The sequence below is a fragment of the Parasaccharibacter sp. TMW 2.1891 genome (genome assembly GCF_023337675.1).
GTDB classification, from domain to species: Bacteria; Pseudomonadota; Alphaproteobacteria; order Acetobacterales; family Acetobacteraceae; genus Bombella; species Bombella apis.
In genome coordinates, this window is sequence record NZ_QORT01000001.1 from 73,524 (window position 1) to 90,923 (window position 17,400).

The window sequence follows — 17,400 nt, forward strand, 5'->3', positions numbered from 1 at the left end:
GGATGCTGAATGTCAGCCAATGAGACAGGGATTCCGGGGAAACAGGCCCCGACACCGGAGGGTGCCGCCGGAGCGATCACCCGGCCGGAGGACGCCATCAGCCGCATTGCCGGAGGCGTGCGGGAGCTTCTGCTGGCCATAGGGGAAGACCCCTCCCGTGAAGGGTTGCGGGATACGCCGGACCGTGTGGCCAAGATGTATCTGGAGATTTTCTCCGGCCTGTATGAGGACCCGCGGGACCACCTGAAAAAGCAGTTCAGTGCCGACCAGCATGGCGGCATGGTGCTGGTGAAGGACATACGCTTCCAGTCCACCTGCGAGCATCATCTCCTGCCGGTTCTGGGGCGTGCCCATGTGGCCTATCTGCCGGAAGGTGGCCGCCTGACGGGGCTGAGCAAGCTGGCCCGTGTCGTGGAAGGCTATGCCCGCCGCCCGCAGCTTCAGGAACGTCTGACAGACCAGATCGTGCAGGCGATGGTTGAGGTGCTGGAGCCGAAAGCCGTTCTGGTCGTGGTGGAAGCCGAGCATATGTGCATGAGCCTGCGGGGGGTCCGCAGCCCCGGTGCCACGACCGTGACGACAGGTTCTTACGGTCTCTGGGCCGATGATGCTCAGGCCCGGCAGGAAGTTATGGCCCTGATGCGGGACTGAGACCGCTTTGCGGGGCGGTGTCAGTCCCGTGTGGTATCGTCGGCCCGGTGCCACCAGCACCGGTCTGCCGGGCGGTCCACCAGCGGGAGATAGAGGGACGGGTCGCCATGCAGGCGCACCGTGTTGGTGGGCGTCTCCTTGATCTCGAGCGAGGCGGGGGACAGCAGCCCGCCCTGGGCGGTCAGGAACGCCTGAAGTTTGCTCATCAGCAGGGCGGCGAGCAGTTCCGTCGTCGGGTCGCCGGGCGTGACGACAAGGCGGTCCAGCCGCTGGGGTTCATGCTCGGCAAACCAGCCCAGAAGCGGGTCAGACTCGGAAAGCTGGAAACTGTGGTCCATCCGTTCGTCGATGAAGCGGTGCCAGCGGCCCTTGGCCTCGGCAAAGGGCAGCAGCATGTTGCCGTGCCCATCCAGCCGCCGGTCCTGCGGAGCGTTGGGGCCGGGCACCAGCGTGACGGTGACATATTCGTTATGCCCGTGCGGGATGGCACAACGCTCGCTGCTGCCTGAGATGAGCCGGTGCCCCATGCAGAAACGCCGTGTGAAAACCAGTTCTGTCCGGGTGATGTCGCTCATGCCCCCTCCTGATACTGCCGCCACCCTTCGGCACGCAGGGCACAGGCGGGGCAGTCTCCACAGCCGAATCCCCATGCATGCTCATGGGTACGGTCTCCCTTATAGCAGGAATGGCTCTCATGGCGGATGGTTTCTGTCAGGTCAGCTCCGCCCAGATCGTGGCAGAGCCGCCATGTCTGTGCCTTGTTGATCCACATGAGCGGCGTGTGGAGGACGAAACGCTGCTCCATGCCCAGATTGAGGGCAACCTGAAGGGCCTTGATGGTGTCATCCCGGCAGTCGGGATAGCCGGAATAGTCCGTCTCGCACACACCGGTGATGATGTGGCGGATGCTGCGGCGGAAGGCGAGGGCAGCGGCGAAGGTCAGGAAGATCAGGTTCCGGCCCGGCACGAAGGTGTTGGGCAGCCCGTTCTCCCCCATGCTGATCTCGGCATCCCGTGTCAGGGCGGTATCAGAGAGGGCGCCGAGGCTGGCCAGGTCGATCGTGTGATCCTCTCCCAGCTTTTCTGCCCATGCGGGATTCTGGGCACTGATGCTCTGCCGCAGGGTGGTGCGGCACTCCAGCTCCACGGCGTGACGCTGCCCGTAGGCGAAGCCGACCGTCTCCACATGGTCGAAATGATGCAGGGCCCAGGCCAGACAGGTGGCGGAATCCTGCCCACCGGAGAAGAGGACGAGCGCACGGCGGTTCCGGGCGGCCTGATGGCTGGCGGAGGGGGAGGCGGGTGTCGTCATCAGGGGATTCCGATCAGTTTGTGGGTTTGCAGGCTCAGCCGCCATTGCGGGTGGGTCTGGCAGTAGCGCACGGCCTTTTCCGTATTGGCAGGGCGGTCCGGTCCATCCATGGGTTGTAGCCAGAAATGCTGGAAGTCGCACGCCGCAAACTGTTCCGGCGTCAGGGTGTCCTGTGGATAGACGAGCTTCAGCTCATGGCCATGTGTCTGTTTCAGCGGCTGGCCGGGTTTGGGGCTGACGCAGACCCAGTCGATTCCTTCAGGGGCAGGAAGACTGCCATTGGTTTCCACGGCGATGGTGAAACCACGGGCCCTTGTGGCGGCGATCAGGGCTGCATCAAGCTGGAGCAGGGGCTCCCCACCGGTGAAGACGACATAACGCCGGGTCACGTCCGCAGTGTGGGCCTGCCAGCAGTCATCCAGCGCAGCGGCCAGAGCTTCAGCCGTGGCAAAGCGGCCTCCGCCGGGGCCGTCCGTCCCGATGAAGTCCGTGTCGCAGAAGGTGCACTGGGCCTTGTGGCGGTCCTCTTCCCGGCCGGACCAGAGATTGCAGCCGGTGAACCGGCAGAATATGGCCGCACGCCCGGAATGGGCACCCTCACCCTGCAATGTGGCGAATAGTTCCTTGACGATATAAGGCATGGGCAGAGATGTCGGGCAGCTGCGTTCAGGATGCAAGGATTTTCTTGCCTGAAAGGGCCGAAACGATCTTTCCGCAGCAGAAGGCGGATCATGATATCAAGGGGGAGAGAAGGGAATAAAAAACGCCACCCTTTTGAAAAAGAGTGGCGCGAGTGACGGGGCTCGAACCCGCGACCTCCGGCGTGACAGGCCGGCGCTCTAACCAACTGAGCTACACCCGCAGTCTTCAGCTTTTCTGTAAAAGCGTCGTTCCCTTGGGATGGCGTCTATCTAGCGGGATACGGTGTTGTTGGCAATAGAGAAATATCACTTTTTTACGTTTTTCTTCATGAAAATTCCATTTCAGGGGGCGTGTATGAAAACGGCCCCCTCCGGCCCTGCCGAGAGCCAGAGCTGATGATGGATCAGCCAGTCGGCTCCGAGGAGCATGTCGGCCTGTTCATGCAGGGAAGTGACGGTGAGGACCGGGTGCAGCTGGGTCTGCCCGCCAAGGGTGAGGCGGTTGAAACGGTGCCAGTGATAGCGGTGCTCCCTGTCGCCAATGCCTGCGCTGGTCCCGCCGGGGTCCCGGTCCAGCTGCTCTTTCGTGATGCCGAGCCTGTGGACGAAGTCCCGGCTGATGATGTGGGAGCGGGCCCCGCTGTCGATCAGCGCCAGCCCTTTCTGACCATCCAGCGTGAAGGGGATGAAGAACCGGTTGCGGATGCGTTGGGCGACAAGCCGCTGCCCCGGTGTGGACCAGAAAGGCGGCTGGCGGCAGAGGAGGGACCCGGTATGGATGTCCCACAGGCTGAGCCGGTGATGGGGCAGGTCGAGGTCCAGATCATAATGGCCGAGCAGGTCCATGCCGATCAGCCCCAGCACAGGGGGCTGTATGGCGGGGAATCCCGGCAGGGTGCCCAAAGGCAGGACAGGATGGTGATAGGTGAGCTGTCCAAGCGTGATGGTCGCCAGCTGGATGGTCGGCACCACATGCCCCCGTCCGTCCGGCCCGGAGATGATGGTGGCATCTTCCTCATTGGGGGTGAGATGCAGGTGGGTGATGGCATCTGGTGTCAGCAGGCTGCCCTCGGACCCTGTATCCACGATCATGGAGAGGGAATGGCCATGAATCTGCGCCACGGTCGTCAGGTAATAGCCTGTTTCCTTGAGGGGCAGCGTGGTGATGTGGGTCTGGCGGCAGGCCGGTTCGGGGCTGGAGGCCAGAGCCGCAGAAGACGCCATGAAGGAACTGCCAAATGCCAGAATGATGCCGGTGAGGAAAGGGAGGAAACGGGAAGCGTGCGTCGTCATGGGATGATGGGTCTGTCCGAAGAGGTCGGCAATGAAAGGTCAGTCTGGATCAGGAAGGAGCTGTCAACGGTCGGCCCGGGGATGGGCCTTCTGCCAGACCTCCATGAGGTGATGTTCGTCTGCCAGCGTGTATATCTGTGTGCTGGACAGGCTGGCATGACCCAGAAGTTCCTGAATCGCCCGCAGGTCTGCTCCATTCTGGAGCAGGTGGGAGGCGAAGGCATGGCGCAGGGCGTGGGGGGTGGCAGAATCGGGCAGTCCTTCCATCAGGCGCCATTGCCGCATGGCCCGTTGGGCCACACCCGGATTGAGGCGTCCACCCCGTACGCCGCAGAAAAGCGGTGCACTGGCATGGGGTGAGGGATGGACGGCCAGCCAGCGTCCCAGAGCATCCCGGACGGCGGGCAGGACAGGCACGGCTCTTTCCTTCCCTCCCTTGCCTGTGACAAACAGAATGTCATCGCTGATCCGCTCCACGTCACCGACATTGAGGGACAGTCCCTCGCTGATGCGCAGGCCCGTGCCATATAGCAGGGTGAACAGGGCGGCATCCCGCAGGGCAAAATGGCCATCGGCTGTCTGGTCGGCAATACCGTCCGGGGCCGTGCGTGCGGTTTCCGGCGTCAGAGGGCGGGGGAGGCGGGTTTTCAGCCGGGGGCTGCGCAGGAGGGTGAGGGCCGGATTGGTGATGCGGTGTTCTTTTTCCAGATAGCGGTAAAAGGCCCGCAGAGCGGAGATGCGGCGGGCCCGGCTGCGGGCGTGGCCATCTGGCGTGTGACGGCTGCCAGGATGGAGGCGGGCCATCTTTTCGGCCCGGTTCGTTTCATGGGCCAGCCATGAGCGGAAATCAGCCAGTGTCAGCTTGTCCAGCGCTTCCAGCGGCAGGTCCCCACCAAAGTGGCGGCTGAAGAAACCGAGAGCGAGGGAGACATCGTGCAGATAGGCTGTCCGTGTGGCCTTGCTGGCTCTTTTCTCATGGGTCAGCCAGTCCTGCCAGGCCGTGAGGGCCTCATGGGCCGTATGAATGGTCATGGCGCTGGAGGGGGGGCTTCCAAATGGAAGGCGCATGGTATTTCCCTGCCGGAGAGGTTAGGATGAAGACATGGCAGAAAACAGCCTCCCTCCCCATAGCAGGAGAATGGAAGCCGGTCATCGTCTTTCCGTTCTGGTGCCCCGTCCCTTCGATGGCCCGCTGGATTATCGGTCCGACAGGCTTCTGGCACCGGGAACGCTGGTGCGTGTGCCGCTGGGGCGGCAGGAGCTGACAGGTTGTGTGTGGGACGGCGAGCCAGCCCATCTTCCTGTCGATTTCCGTCCGGTCTCCAGAGGGAAAACGTTCGCTTTTGCAAAACTGCGTCCCATCTCGGCCGTGCTGGAACATGTACCGCCCCTCCCGGATGATCTCCGCCAGTTCATCGACTGGGTGGCGGCCTATGGCCTGAGTGCGCCGGGCATGGTGCTGGCCATTGCCCTGCGGGTTCCGGCGCAGGCGGGCAGCATGAAACCCCTCATGGGCTGGATGCGGAAACCCGGCCCCCTGCCGGACACGCTGCGTCTGACCCCGGCCCGCAGGGCCGTTCTGGAGGCTCTGGAACAGGGTGGTCCCGGCACCACGGCGATGCTGGCGGCGCAGAGCGGGGCCAGTGCGGCGGTGATCCGGGGTCTGGCCAATGCAGGGGTGCTGGAAGAGTGCCTCATGGAGGTACCATCCCCTGCCGGACAGGCGGACCCGGACCATGCCCCGCCGACCCTTTCCGCAGAGCAGGCCGAGGCGGCGGAGGCCCTGGTGGCCGGCGTGGAGGAGCGGACCTTCAATGTCACGCTGCTGGAGGGGGTGACGGGGTCCGGCAAGACGGAGGTCTATTTCGAGGCTGTGGCAGCGTGCCTGAGGCAGGGCAGGCAGGTACTGGTGCTGCTGCCGGAGATCGTCCTGACGGCCCAGTGGACGGACCGTTTTGAACGGCGCTTCGGCATCCGGCCTGCCGTCTGGCATTCCGAGCTGGGGCAGAAGACACGGCGGGAGACATGGTGCGCCATTGCCGAGGGGCGGCAGCAGGTTGTCGTGGGGGCACGCTCTGCCCTGTTCCTGCCTTTTGCCCGTCTCGGGCTTGTGGTGGTCGATGAGGAACACGAGAACACCTACAAGCAGGAAGAAGGCGTTCTCTATCACGGGCGGGACATGGCCATCGTGCGGGCGAGGCTGGTGCAGGGGGCGGTCATTCTCGTCTCCGCCACACCGTCCATGGAGACGCTCGTCAATGTGCAGAAGGGGCGCTTCCGTCATGAGGTGCTGGAGGCTCGGCATGGAACGGCCCGGATGCCGGAGATCACCCTGATCGACATGAAGGAGCATGGCCCGGAGCGGGGGCAGTTTCTATCCCCTCTGCTCTGTGAGAGCATTGAAGAGCGGATGAAGGCCGGAGAGCAGAGCATGCTGTTTCTGAACCGGCGTGGTTATGCACCGATGACGCTGTGCCGGGCCTGTGGGCACCGCCTGCAATGCCCTCACTGTTCAGCGTGGATGGTGGAGCACAGGCGCCGCCGGATTCTGGCCTGTCATCACTGTGAATACACCCAGCCACTTGTCAGTGCCTGTCCATCCTGCGGGGCGCAGGACAGTCTCGTGCCGATCGGCCCGGGGGTGGAGCGCATCCATGAGGAGGCGCAGGCCCGCTTCCCGGATGCACGGCTGCTGAGCATGGCCTCCGATACGCTGACCTCACCCACGGCCATGGAAGAGGCCGTGCGGAAAATCGCCAGCCGGGAGGTGGACCTCATCATCGGCACGCAGGTCGTGGCCAAGGGCTGGCACTTCCCGGACCTGACGCTGGTTGGGGTGGTGGATGCGGACCTCGGACTGGGTGGAGGTGACCTGCGGGCAGCGGAACGGACCATGCAGCTGCTGCATCAGGTGGCGGGGCGTGCAGGGCGTGGCACGAAGCCGGGGCAGGTGATGCTGCAAAGTTATGCGGGTGATCACCCGGTGATGAAGGCCCTGCTGGCCAATGACTTCATCAGCTTCATGGAGCAGGAGGCCGCCCAGCGTCGTCCGGGATTCTGGCCTCCTTACGGGCGTCTTGCTGCCGTGATCGTCAGTGCGCCGAAGGAGCGGCAGGCGGAGGAGCTGGCCCGCCTGCTGGCCATGCACGCCCCACGGGGGGAGGGGATTCAGGTTCTGGGGCCGGCTCCGGCCCCTCTGGCCCTGTTGCGGGACCGGTACCGGTACCGTCTTCTCCTGCGGACCCGGCGGGACATCGCCCTTCAGCCCCTGCTGAGGCGGTGGTTGGACGGTGCGCCCCGCAAGAATGATGCCCGCATCGACGTGGACGTGGACCCGGTGTCTTTCATGTAACCGGGAAAGGTCAGTCCGGGATGCCGTTGGCCTGCTGTTCCAGCTGCCGGTAGCGTTTCTGTCCGTCCGGGAGCAGGGGGGCGTGTGTCAGGGCCTCGGTATAGGCATGGAGGGCCTGATGGGGATGATGGAGATGTTCCTGCGTGTGGGCCAGAATGTCCCAGCTCTGGGCATCGCCAGGGTCATGCACCAGCGCCACCTGAAGGTCCTGCACGGCTCCTGTCAGATCATTGCCGAGAAAGCGGACGGCAGCCCGCTGGCGGCGGAGGAAGGCGTTGTCGGGCTGGAGGGTCAGAGCCGCGGAGAGGTCTTTTTCAGCGTCACCTGTATGGCCCTGTTTGAGTTCATCCTGTGCCTCGCTGAGCAGGATGCGGCCACTGTTCTTGACACTGTAGAGGCGTAGCGTGTCAGCCTTTTTCATCAGGCTGTGGGCCTTCTGGTCATCCTGTTCGCTGGCAATGGCCTGCTCGGTCTGTTCCAGCTTTTCTTTCAGGCTCGGGCTGTGCGGCTTTGGGGGCGGTGGAACATGAAGGCTGTTTTTGGAGTCGGGTGCGGGTATTGCTGCATGGGGCTGGCCCTGCACTGGCTTGTGGGCCGGAGCGGTGGCTGCCATGGCCGCTGGCCCTGCACTGTAGAGTAGACAGGCCGCCGCCATAAAAAAAGCCCCCAGCCGAAAAGCGGGAGGCTTCAGCCCCCCCGAGGGGGCTTCACGCTTCAGAGCATGAAAGACAGGGCGGCGCAGCGGAGCCGTGGACATGCCGCACCGTCCCATCCGTCTGTCAGCTCAGCCCTGACGGGCCTTCATGCGCGGGTTCTGCTTGTTGATGACATACACGCGGCCGCGACGACGCACGACACGGCAGTTCTTGTCACGAACCTTGGCGGACTTCAGGCTGTTACGGATCTTCATGATGTTCAGGCTCCCCGACAGAAAAGACAGGCCTGCCTGCCCTTCCGGACAGCGGCTCTCATAATGCAGGGCTGAGACGCCCGCGAAACTTGGCGTCCGCATACCCTGTCCTTTGGGGGTGAGTCAAGGTTGTGGCGGCCAAAACCCCATTTCTTCCTGATCCTTTTCAGATTATGCTGCCCGGCATGAGCCAGTTTCCATCTTTTCGTCCTTCATGTTTCCGCAAGCTCGTGCCGGTTCTTTTCCTGGGGAGCCTCTGTCTGGCCAGCCAGGCCTGGGCAGGGGGTGCGGCCCGAACGGATGATGACGACCCAGCCGTGAATGCCAAGGGCGTCGTGGTGAACAATATCCTTGCTGTTCTGCGGGTCAGCCCGAATTCGGCGGGCAACCAGTGCCTGAAGACCCTGGATGAGATGCGCAAGGTGCAGAAGCAGCTGGATGACGAGGAAACGGCCCAGCGCAGCTTCGATGTCGGTCTTCTACGGGATGTTCTGGAATCGGACATGGAGAGCGTGATTGCCAGCTGCGGCCGGGATGCACGCACGGCCTGTGGGGGTGGGGTTGCCGGGCAGAATGCACGGCTGGGCAAGATATGTAACCAGCTCTCTGAACTCGATTCGGAAGATCAGGGCGACGATCTCCAGTAAGTGGGCGGGACCGCCAGGAAAAAGCCCCTGTTCCGTAAAAGGAGCAGGGGCTTTTCTTTCAGGAGGTCAGTTTTCTGCCTGTTTCAGGCTCCAGAGGGCGAAGGCCTGCACGAGAGCCACTTCCTTCAGGCGGGCAAAACGGCCTGAGGAGCCACCGTGTCCTGCCTCCATGTTGATCTGGCAGAGGAAGGGCCCTCCCCGTGCCTCTTCCCGCAGGCGGGCGATCCATTTGGCAGGCTCCCAGTAGGTCACCCGTGGGTCGGACAACCCTCCCAGGGCCAGAATGGCCGGGTAGGAGACGGGGCGGATATTGTCATAGGGAGAATAGCTGGCGATGAGGTCGTAAGCCTCCGGGTCCGTCAGCGGGTTACCCCATTCCGGCCATTCCGGCGGCGTAAGCGGCAGGGAGACGTCCGACATGGTGTTCAGCATGTCCACGAACGGTACCTGTGCGGCGATACCGGCAAACAGCTCCGGTGCCATGTTGGCAACGGCTCCCATCAGCAGCCCGCCTGCCGAGCCCCCATGCGCCACGATGCGGCGGGGGGCGGTGTAGCCTTCGGCAATCAGGTGCCGGGCACAGCTGATGAAGTCGGTGAAGCTGTTGGTCTTTTTGGTTGCCCGCCCTTCAAGGAACCAGTTCCAGCCCTTTTCACTGCCACCCCGCACGTGGGCCGTGGCATGGATCACGCCACGGTCCACGAGGCTGAGGGCGGTGGTGGAGAAGCTGGCCTCCATGGAGATGCCGTAGGAACCATAGCCGTACAGCAGCATGGGATTCTGCCCATCCAGCTTCGTCCCCTTCTTCATCAGCAGGGTGACGGGCACCATGGCGCCATCATCAGCCCGGGCGAACAGGCGGCGTGTTTCATAGGCGGCAGGGTCGTGGCCCGAGGGAACCTCCCGCACCTTGCGGAGGTTTTTCTCCCCTGTCCGCATGTCATAATCATACCAGTGCGCCGGGGTCGTGGGGGACTGGTAGATGTAGCGCAGGAAGGGCTGGTCATATTCCAGCACGCCCAGCAGGCTGAGCGTATAGGCGGGTTCGTCCATGCTGATATGGCGGGCATGGCGGCGGATGTCGCCCCTGTCGGCGTCCTCACGGCTGAGGGTGAAGATTTCCGTATTGCCGTTGCGCCGCTCCAGCCAGGCCAGATGGTCCTTCCCGGCACTGACACCGAGGAGGAAATGGCCTTCCTCATGGGGCAGGAACTCCTGCCAGTGGGCACGGTCCGGCGTGGCTTCCGGGGCCGTCATCAGCTTGAAGTCCACGGCCCCGCCTGCGTTGGTCAGGACGATGAAGCGGTCCTGCCAGTGGGTCAGGCTGTAGCGTTCCCCCCGCACCAGCGGTGCAGCGACTTTGGGCATGGCCGTCGGGTCTGAGGCAGGGATGAGCAGGGTCTCGTTCGTGTCATGGTCACCCCTTTCAATGGCGATCCATTTCCGGGAGGCACTGACACCGATGCTGAGGAAGAAGCCGGGGTTGGTTTCGTCAAAGATGAGCGTGTCCTCACCACCCAGAAGCGGGCGGCGATAGATGCGGGAGGGGCGACCATTGTCGTCCCGGTAGATCCAGAAGAGATGCTGGCTGTCGGGGGAGAGGGTGAAGCTGCCCGTGCTGCTTTCCACGGCGGGGGCGCAGAGTTCACCCGTGGCAAGGTCCTTGACCTGAATCCGGTAGACTTCCGACCCCTGCACGTCCTCGGCATAGACGTAATAACGGTGGTCCTCTGTGTGGGCGGCCTGGGCGAGGCTGTAGAAGCTGTGCCGGGCGGCCAGTTCGTTCACGTCCAGCAGGATTTCTTCTGGTCCGTCGGCCTCGCTGGCCCCGGCCTTGCGGGGGCGGCGGACATGGAGCGGGTACTGGGCGTCCTTCTCGAAGCGCAGGCCGTACAGCCACGGCCCGTCAGGCAGCGGCACGGACTCTTCTGCCGGAGGAATGCGGCCGACCATCTCCTTGAAGAGGTCTTCCTGAAGCGGCACCGTTCCGGCGAGGACGGCCTCCGTATAGGCGTTTTCCTGTTTCAGATGGGAGTGTATGTCATCCCGCAGGACGGACGGGTCCCGCAGGACCTTCTGCCAGTTTTCGTCCTTCATCCATGCGTAGGAATCCGTACGGGTGCGGCCGAGCTGTTCCAGCACGACGGGATTGCGCCGGGCCACGGGGGCCTTGGGCAGGGCGGGAGTGGTGTGTTTGTCAGCAGTCATGGGGGAGATGTGGCGGTTGATCGGGAGGGATTCAATGGTCCAGATGGAGACGTCATGAGGCGTCATAAAGAAAATGCCGCAGCCGGCCCGTCTGTTCCGGCTGAAGTGGCAGCGCCTGCGTCCCTATGGCGGCGACCGGGGTCAGGCTCAGGGCCGTGATGAGCCAGGCCCCCTGGAACTTGGGAATGTCGGCTTCCGTCAGGAGGCGTTCCGTGCAGAGACCGGCAGCGAGCAGGCGGCCCCGGGAGATTCCGGGCAGGATTCCGGCGGAGAGGGGTGGCGTGACGATCTGCCCATCCAGCAGGGCCAGAAAGCTGGCGGCTGTGGCTTCGGCAATCTCACCCTCGTGGGTGAGCCAGAGGGCATCATCGGCCCCTTTTTCCCGTGCTTCCATGCGGGCAAGGATGGCGGGCAGGGCGTTGAGGGACTTCACCCGGTTCAGCACGGCCTGCCTGTCCCGTCGCTGCGTGCTGACATGCAGCCGGACGGGGGTGGCGGACTGTTCTGGCGGTGGGGCTGTCGTGATGAGCAGCGTGGTGTGTGGTCTGACAGGCGGAGCCAGCCCTCTTGGGCCGGGGCCTCGTGTGAGGGTCAGGCGGGCGGAACCATCCGTCAGGCTGTTGGCAGCCATCAGGTGGGGCAGGGCCTGCCGGATCGTGTCCCGTCCGGGAAAGGGCAGGCGCAGGGTATGGCAGCCATCTTCCAGCCGTGCCAGATGGGCTTCCAGCCGGGGGGCAGCCCCGTGGCGAAGCTGCATGGTTTCAAAAAGCCCATCACCCAGCAGAAAACCACGGTCCTGTGCCATGATGGCTGGACTGTCCGCCGGGAGCAGCTGGTCATTGAGCCAGAGAAAGGGGCAGGGTGTGGGTGCCATGCATCAGGCTCCATGGTCACGCAGGACGGCCAGCAGGGGAGCGGCCTTGAGGCACATTTCCTCATATTCCCGCTCTGGATGTGAAGGGTAGGTGATGCCCCCACCGGCTCCTACCTGCAAATGGCTGGCTGTGGCGCTGATGCTGCGGATGATGACGGAACTGTCCAGCGCACCATCCCAGCCCAGCCGGAAAAGCGTGCCGCAATAGGCTCCTCTGGCAGAAGACTCGACCTCATCAATGATCTGCATGGCCCGGTATTTCGGGGCTCCGGTGACGGAACCGGGGGGAATCGTGGCTGCCAGAAGGTCGGCGGCATCATGGTTCCTTTGAAGCTGCCCCGTCACGCTGGAGACGAGATGGTGAACGTGAGCGAACCGTTCCACGGCAAAAAGCTGCGGAACATCCACACTGCCCAGCTGACAGACCCTGCCGATGTCGTGGCGCATGAGGTCGGTGATCATCAGGTTCTCGGCCAGCTCTTTCTCATCCCTGTGGAGGGCCTCTTTCAGGGCGTCATTCTGCTGGGGATCATCACTGACGGGGCAGGTGCCCTTGATGGGCCGTGTCTCGATGCGTCCCTGACGGTCCAGTGAAAGAAAGCGTTCGACTGAGGCACTGAGCAGCGTGAAGTCCGGCGTGTGGAACCAGGCCCCGAAGGGGGCCGGGCAGCGAGTGCGGAGCTGATTGTAGAGGGCGTGCAGATCGAGCGTCTCCGGGCGGGGGGCGACCCAGCGCATTGTCAGGTTGGCCTGAAAGATGTCTCCGGCCGCAATGTACTCCTGCACGGTCCGGACGGCAGCCTGCCACGTGGCGGCATCCTGTTCGGCCACGGGGGTGAGAGACGGCCCCGGGTGGTCCGGTCTGGCCGTGGTGGCGGGCTGGCCCGGTGGTGGGGTGCCGTCCGCACTGGCCCACCAGAGCCTCTGCTCCCGCCTGTCGAAAATGAACAGGTCCCGGCAGGCCAGTGCAGTGAAGGCGGGGCAGCCCGTTGCGTGGCGGGAGGTGAGGCCCTCACGGGCCATGCCGGCCTCATAGCTGAGCAGGCCGATCACGCCGCCGGTGAAGGGAAGTTCCGGCAGATGGGGGGAAGGGCGGCCCGCCGGTGCATGGGCGGCCAGAAAGGCCCGCAGATGCTGCGGGAGATGGTGCATCTCCGCCAGGGGCAGGGTGAGCCGTCCGGCCGGACGGGGACAGAGGAAGCTCCAGCGATGCCGTTCCTGTTCTGCCGGGCCGCCGCTATCGAGAAAGACGGATGCGCCTCCCTCCCGGCAGAGGGGGAAGAGCCGCTCCGGGGGGCACCATGGCAGTTCCGTGATGTGGGGGGCAGGAAGAGGAGGAGAAAAAGGCATGGGGGAGGGGCGGGGTATCCGGTCACGTTGCAGCAGGGCGGGTGGGGAGGAACTAGGCACCTGAGGTAGAATGGGTTATGCTCGATCACTGACCATTTACAGAAAACTGGTGGACCTGTCTTGAGCGAGCCGCACGATATTTTGCCTTCCGACCGCCTCCCGGTGACGATTGAAGAGGAAATGCGTTCCTCCTATCTGGCCTATGCGATGTCGGTGATTGTTTCCCGTGCGCTGCCAGATGTGCGTGACGGCCTCAAGCCCGTGCACCGGCGTATCCTGTACGCCATGCGGGAGAGTGGTTTCACGGCGGACAAGCCCTACCGCAAGTCGGCCCGTGCGGTCGGTGACGTGATGGGTAAATATCACCCGCATGGTGACAGTTCCATTTACGACGCCATGGTGCGCATGGCGCAGTCCTGGTCCATGCGTGTGCGGCTGGTGGATGGGCAGGGCAATTTCGGGTCTGTCGATGGCGACAGTCCGGCGGCCATGCGCTACACCGAGGCCCGGCTGGCCAAATCTGCCTCCTTCCTGCTGGATGACATTGACCGGGATACGGTCGCCTTCCAGCCCAACTATGACGAGAGCGAGCAGGAGCCGCAGGTTCTTCCGGCTGCCTTCCCGAATCTTCTGGTCAATGGGGCGTCCGGCATTGCGGTGGGCATGGCCACCAACATCCCGCCCCACAATCCGGGCGAGGTGATCGATGCCGTTCTGGCCCTGATCGCCAACCCGGACATGACGCTGGAAGAGCTGATGCAGATCGTCCCGGGGCCGGATTTCCCGACCGGCGGGATCATCATGGGCCGTCGGGGCATCCGGCAGGCCTATGAGACGGGCCGTGGCTCCATCCCTGTCCGTGCCCGTGCCGAGATCGAGGAGATCCGCAAGGACCGCTTCGCCATCGTGGTGACGGAGATTCCATATCAGGTCAACAAGGCCACGCTGCAGGAGAAGATTGCCGATCTCGTCCGCTCCAAGGACATTGAGGGCATTTCCGACATCCGGGATGAAAGTGACCGTTCCGGCATGCGGGTGGTGATCGAGCTGAAGCGTGACGCCACGCCGGAAGTGGTGCTGAACCAGCTTTACCGTTTCACCCAGCTTCAGACGAGCTTCAGCGTCAACATGCTGGCACTGGATGAAGGCCGCCCCCGCACCATGGGGCTGCGGGACGTGCTGGAGGCCTTCATCCGCTTCCGTGAGGATGTGATTCTCCGCCGTGCCCGTTTCGACCTGAACAAGGCGAGGGATCGGGGGCATCTGCTGGTCGGTCTGGTGCTGGCCGTGGCCAACATTGACGAGGTGATCGCCCTCATCCGTTCCGCCCCGGATGCCGCCACGGCCCGTGAGCAGCTCATGACACGCACATGGCCTGCCGCTGACGTGGAGCCGCTGCTGGAGCTGATCCATGATGAAGGCAATGTGATCGTCGATGGCCGTGTCCATCTGACAGAAGCGCAGGCCCGTGGGATTCTGGAGCTGCGCCTCCAGCGTCTGACCGGTCTGGAGCGTGAGAAGATTCAGGCGGAGCTGGCAGAGGTCAGTGCCCGCATCACGGAGCTTCTGGAGATCATTGGCAGCCATGTGCGCCGCATGGAGGTCATGCGGGACGAGCTTCAGGCCGCCCGTGCTGCTCTGGCTGACCCACGCTGCACGGAAATCTCCGATGCGCTGGGTGACCAGTCCGATGAGAGCCTGATCGAGCCGGGACAGATGGTGGTGACCATCACACGGGACGGTTTCATCAAGCGGACGCCGCTGGAGCTGTTCCGTTCGCAGAACCGTGGTGGCCGTGGCCGCACGGCAGCGGGGCGGCGAGGTGATGACATCGTCATCCGCAGCTTCAATGCCCATACCCACCAGTGGGTGCTGTTCTTCTCCTCGGGCGGGAAGGCCTACCGCATGAAGGTCTGGCACCTGCCGGAGGCGGCCCCGACAGCCAAGGGGCGGGCACTGGTCAACCTGCTGCCGGAGCTGGGCGAGGATACCATCACGGCCGTGCTGCCTCTGCCGCAGGATGAGGAGCTGTGGGATGACCTGCACCTCGTCTTCGCCACGGCGAGCGGGAACGTGCGGCGCAACCGCCTGAGCGACTTCCGCAACATCCGCTCTTCCGGTCTGATCGCCATGAAGCTGGATGAGAATGACCAGCTGATCGGCGTGGCAACATGCCGGGAGGGGCAGGACGTGTTCCTCGCCACCCGTAATGCCCGGGCCATCCGCTTCCAGATCACGGATGACGTGCTGCGTGTTTTCGCTGGCCGTGGCAGCACTGGCGTGCGGGGCATCCGCCTTGCTGATGGTGACCGGGTCGTTTCCCTTGCCGTGCTGAACCATGTCGAGGCCAGCGTGGAGGAGCGGGCTGCTTACCTCCGGGCTGCCAATGCCCATCGCCGTGTTCTGGCGGCCCAGCCCGGGGATGAGGGGCTGGAGGAAGAGATCGAGGATGGCAGCGAGCTGGCTTCCGATGAGGAAGGGCTTGAGGAGATTCTGGCTGACAGCCCGCTGAGCGAAGACCGTTATGCCGAGCTTGAGGCGCAGGAGCAGATCCTGCTCACCGTAACGGACACGGGCTTCGGGCGACGGTCCTCGGCCTATGACTATCGTGTCTCCGGCCGTGGCGGGCAGGGCATCAACAACATGACCTTCTCCAACGCCCGCCGTGGGCGTGAGGTCGTGGGTACGCTCGTGACGCTGGATGGCACGGACGTGATGATGGTGACGGATACGGGCCGTCTCATCCGTCTGCCGGTCGAGCAGGTGCGTGTGATGTCCCGTCAGGCAGGGGGGGTGACGCTCTTCCGTGTGGATGGTGACGAGCGCATCATCAGCGTTTTCCCCGTGATGGAAGATGATGCGGACGATACCGCCGAGGGTGAGACCGAGGCTGATGGGGCGGACGGTGGAGACACCGGAGCTGCCCCGGCGGCTGATGCCGGTGGGACGGATGACTGACCGGCGCATCGGCTTCTATCCTGGCACGTTCGACCCGGTCACGTTCGGTCATCTGGACGTGATCGACCGGGCGGCGGCCCTGTTCGACCATGTCGTGGTCGGTGTGGCGATCAATGATGCCAAGGGGCCCCTTCTGGGTTTCGAGGAGCGACGGGAGCTGCTGGAGCAGGAAGTGGCCGCCCTGCCGCATAAGGACCGCATTTCTGTCACCGGGTTTGACACGCTTCTGGTGGATGCCGTGAGGCAGGCCGGGGCGGGCACGGTGATCCGTGGTCTGCGTTCTGCCGGGGATTTCGATTTCGAGACCCAGCTTTCCGGTGCGCTGCGGCGTCTGGCCCCGGAGATTGAAACGGTTTTTCTTCTGGCATCCGAGAGCCACCGTACGACGGCGAGCCGGATCGTGAAGGAAATTGCCCGTCTTGGGGGGGATATTTCCCCATTTGTCAGCCCCATGACCGCCCGCCTCGTGCGGGCAAAACTGACAGGAGAACAGACATGAGACGGCGACATTTCATGGCCGGTCTTGCAGCAGTTTCTGCCTTGACCGGTGGAACCCTGACACAGGCATGGGCCGGTGGTCAGGATGGTAACGATCAGCTCAGGGAGAGCACGACAATGACAGGTACGACAACAGGCAAGAAGCTGGTTCTGGAGCTGAAGGATGGCAAGGTGGTCATCGCCCTGCGTCCCGATCTGGCCCCCAAGGCTGTCGAGCGTCTGGAGACGCTGGCCAATGAGGGTTTCTATAACGGCGTGAAGTTCCATCGTGTGATCGAGGGCTTCATGGCACAGGGTGGCGACCCGACAGGCACGGGGACGGGCGGCAGCTCCTATCCTGACCTGCCGGCCGAGTTCAGCCAGACGGCCACCTTCGACCGTGGCACGCTGGGCATGGCCCGCACGATGGACCCGAACTCCGCCAACAGCCAGTTCTTCATCATGTTCGACCGTGTGCCGTCCCTGGATGGCCAGTACACCATTGCCGGTCAGGTGATCGAGGGCATGGAGCATGTGGACAAGATCAAGCGTGGCTCCGGGGCTTCCGGCATGGTCCAGAATCCGGATCATATCATCAAGGCTTACATCGAGAACTGACATAACTGTCTGAAACCTGATGATTCTCCGTCCGCATGGTGGCGTGCCGTCCGTGCGGATGAAGAAAATCGTGAGGGTGGTGTTTTCTGCGGCCTCCGGGGTTGACGCT

General features: G+C 63.7%; 16 protein-coding genes and 1 tRNA gene. 6 read left to right on the forward strand and 11 right to left on the reverse strand.

All coding sequences use genetic code 11. The features are described 5' to 3' along the window. Positions 1-9 precede the first annotated feature (9 nt). Positions 10-651: a GTP cyclohydrolase I FolE gene (gene folE, locus DTJ15_RS00300; protein ID WP_081847770.1), complete on the forward strand. Its 642-nt coding sequence runs from the start codon at positions 10-12 to the stop codon at positions 649-651. Positions 652-671: 20 nt separating this feature from the next. On the opposite strand, the gene DTJ15_RS00305 is transcribed toward folE, so the two are convergent. The 6 genes from DTJ15_RS00305 to DTJ15_RS00330 all read right to left on the reverse strand — a co-directional run bounded on the left by DTJ15_RS00305 (position 672) and on the right by DTJ15_RS00330 (position 4,965). Continuing rightward, on the reverse strand, positions 672-1,226 hold the full coding sequence (locus tag DTJ15_RS00305; RefSeq protein WP_103765739.1) for a 6-carboxytetrahydropterin synthase: 555 nt from the start codon (positions 1,224-1,226) through the stop codon (positions 672-674). After that, a complete protein-coding gene (gene queC / locus DTJ15_RS00310) occupies positions 1,223-1,963 on the reverse strand; it encodes a 7-cyano-7-deazaguanine synthase QueC (protein WP_043561798.1) in 741 nt (246 codons plus the stop codon). The genes DTJ15_RS00305 and queC overlap by 4 nt, the downstream gene beginning before the upstream one ends. Further along, entirely contained in the window at positions 1,963-2,604 is a 642-nt protein-coding gene (gene queE / locus DTJ15_RS00315; RefSeq protein WP_103765772.1) for a 7-carboxy-7-deazaguanine synthase, read from the reverse strand. The genes queC and queE overlap by 1 nt, the downstream gene beginning before the upstream one ends. Positions 2,605-2,748: 144 nt before the next feature. After that, positions 2,749-2,825: transfer RNA gene (locus DTJ15_RS00320), tRNA-Asp, on the reverse strand. 121 nt (positions 2,826-2,946) lie between these two features. After that, positions 2,947-3,897 carry a retroviral-like aspartic protease family protein gene (locus DTJ15_RS00325; protein WP_052349223.1) on the reverse strand — a complete coding sequence of 317 codons (951 nt, stop codon included), beginning with the start codon at positions 3,895-3,897 and terminating at the stop codon, positions 2,947-2,949. A 63-nt stretch (positions 3,898-3,960) separates the two neighbouring features. Then, positions 3,961-4,965 (reverse strand): tyrosine recombinase XerC, encoded by a 1,005-nt coding sequence (locus DTJ15_RS00330; protein WP_227656450.1) that lies wholly within the window; start codon positions 4,963-4,965, stop codon positions 3,961-3,963. A gap of 34 nt (positions 4,966-4,999) precedes the next feature. On the opposite strand from DTJ15_RS00330, the gene DTJ15_RS00335 reads away from it, so the two are divergent. Next, positions 5,000-7,249 (forward strand): primosomal protein N', encoded by a 2,250-nt coding sequence (locus DTJ15_RS00335; protein ID WP_249109188.1) that lies wholly within the window; start codon positions 5,000-5,002, stop codon positions 7,247-7,249. A 10-nt stretch (positions 7,250-7,259) separates the two neighbouring features. Here DTJ15_RS00335 and DTJ15_RS00340 read toward each other — a convergent pair whose 3' ends face one another. Both DTJ15_RS00340 and ykgO read right to left on the reverse strand, forming a co-directional pair. Continuing rightward, positions 7,260-8,006 (reverse strand): tetratricopeptide repeat protein, encoded by a 747-nt coding sequence (locus tag DTJ15_RS00340; RefSeq protein ID WP_081562514.1) that lies wholly within the window; start codon positions 8,004-8,006, stop codon positions 7,260-7,262. Between the two features lie 27 nt (positions 8,007-8,033). Beyond that, complete coding sequence (gene ykgO, locus DTJ15_RS00345) at positions 8,034-8,159, reverse strand: type B 50S ribosomal protein L36 (RefSeq protein ID WP_043561915.1); 126 nt, start codon at positions 8,157-8,159, stop codon at positions 8,034-8,036. A gap of 185 nt (positions 8,160-8,344) precedes the next feature. Between ykgO and DTJ15_RS00350 the strand changes: the two genes are divergently transcribed. Beyond that, positions 8,345-8,806: a hypothetical protein gene (locus DTJ15_RS00350; RefSeq protein ID WP_081562513.1), complete on the forward strand. Its 462-nt coding sequence runs from the start codon at positions 8,345-8,347 to the stop codon at positions 8,804-8,806. Between the two features lie 66 nt (positions 8,807-8,872). Here the strand turns inward: DTJ15_RS00350 and DTJ15_RS00355 are convergent, their stop codons facing one another. The 3 genes from DTJ15_RS00355 to DTJ15_RS00365 are packed head-to-tail and all read right to left on the reverse strand — an operon-like array spanning position 8,873 to position 13,298. Further along, positions 8,873-11,014: a S9 family peptidase gene (locus DTJ15_RS00355; RefSeq protein WP_249109597.1), complete on the reverse strand. Its 2,142-nt coding sequence runs from the start codon at positions 11,012-11,014 to the stop codon at positions 8,873-8,875. A 52-nt stretch (positions 11,015-11,066) separates the two neighbouring features. Then, entirely contained in the window at positions 11,067-11,888 is an 822-nt protein-coding gene (locus DTJ15_RS00360; RefSeq protein WP_249109189.1) for an aminotransferase class IV, read from the reverse strand. Between the two features lie 3 nt (positions 11,889-11,891). After that, positions 11,892-13,298: an anthranilate synthase component I family protein gene (locus DTJ15_RS00365; protein WP_249109190.1), complete on the reverse strand. Its 1,407-nt coding sequence runs from the start codon at positions 13,296-13,298 to the stop codon at positions 11,892-11,894. A gap of 120 nt (positions 13,299-13,418) precedes the next feature. Between DTJ15_RS00365 and gyrA the strand changes: the two genes are divergently transcribed. From gyrA to DTJ15_RS00380, 3 genes are all read left to right on the forward strand, one after another. Next, a complete protein-coding gene (gyrA, locus tag DTJ15_RS00370; RefSeq protein ID WP_081562510.1) occupies positions 13,419-16,196 on the forward strand; it encodes a DNA gyrase subunit A in 2,778 nt (925 codons plus the stop codon). Further along, positions 16,189-16,695: a pantetheine-phosphate adenylyltransferase gene (coaD, locus tag DTJ15_RS00375; protein ID WP_373364577.1), complete on the forward strand. Its 507-nt coding sequence runs from the start codon at positions 16,189-16,191 to the stop codon at positions 16,693-16,695. Before gyrA ends, coaD begins: the two co-directional genes overlap by 8 nt. Positions 16,696-16,811: 116 nt before the next feature. Continuing rightward, positions 16,812-17,291, forward strand: coding sequence for a peptidylprolyl isomerase (locus DTJ15_RS00380; RefSeq protein ID WP_043561902.1), 480 nt, complete (start codon positions 16,812-16,814; stop codon positions 17,289-17,291). Positions 17,292-17,400: the final 109 nt, after the last annotated feature.

Bases quoted from the DNA above. Each gene is read 5' to 3' on its own strand.
- DTJ15_RS00305 (WP_103765739.1), bottom strand. From the start codon at position 1,226: ATGAGCGACATCACCCGGACAGAACTGGTTTTCACACGGCGTTTCTGC.
- DTJ15_RS00350 (WP_081562513.1), top strand. From the start codon at position 8,345: ATGAGCCAGTTTCCATCTTTTCGTCCTTCATGTTTCCGCAAGCTCGTG.
- DTJ15_RS00380 (WP_043561902.1), top strand. From the start codon at position 16,812: ATGACAGGTACGACAACAGGCAAGAAGCTGGTTCTGGAGCTGAAGGAT.
- DTJ15_RS00340 (WP_081562514.1), bottom strand. From the start codon at position 8,006: ATGTCCACGGCTCCGCTGCGCCGCCCTGTCTTTCATGCTCTGAAGCGT.
- coaD (WP_373364577.1), top strand. From the start codon at position 16,189: ATGACTGACCGGCGCATCGGCTTCTATCCTGGCACGTTCGACCCGGTC.
- queC (WP_043561798.1), bottom strand. From the start codon at position 1,963: ATGACGACACCCGCCTCCCCCTCCGCCAGCCATCAGGCCGCCCGGAAC.
- DTJ15_RS00325 (WP_052349223.1), bottom strand. From the start codon at position 3,897: ATGACGACGCACGCTTCCCGTTTCCTCCCTTTCCTCACCGGCATCATT.
- DTJ15_RS00360 (WP_249109189.1), bottom strand. From the start codon at position 11,888: ATGGCACCCACACCCTGCCCCTTTCTCTGGCTCAATGACCAGCTGCTC.
- gyrA (WP_081562510.1), top strand. From the start codon at position 13,419: ATGCGTTCCTCCTATCTGGCCTATGCGATGTCGGTGATTGTTTCCCGT.
- DTJ15_RS00330 (WP_227656450.1), bottom strand. From the start codon at position 4,965: ATGCGCCTTCCATTTGGAAGCCCCCCCTCCAGCGCCATGACCATTCAT.
- queE (WP_103765772.1), bottom strand. From the start codon at position 2,604: ATGCCTTATATCGTCAAGGAACTATTCGCCACATTGCAGGGTGAGGGT.
- DTJ15_RS00335 (WP_249109188.1), top strand. From the start codon at position 5,000: ATGGCAGAAAACAGCCTCCCTCCCCATAGCAGGAGAATGGAAGCCGGT.
- DTJ15_RS00355 (WP_249109597.1), bottom strand. From the start codon at position 11,014: ATGACTGCTGACAAACACACCACTCCCGCCCTGCCCAAGGCCCCCGTG.
- folE (WP_081847770.1), top strand. From the start codon at position 10: ATGTCAGCCAATGAGACAGGGATTCCGGGGAAACAGGCCCCGACACCG.
- ykgO (WP_043561915.1), bottom strand. From the start codon at position 8,159: ATGAAGATCCGTAACAGCCTGAAGTCCGCCAAGGTTCGTGACAAGAAC.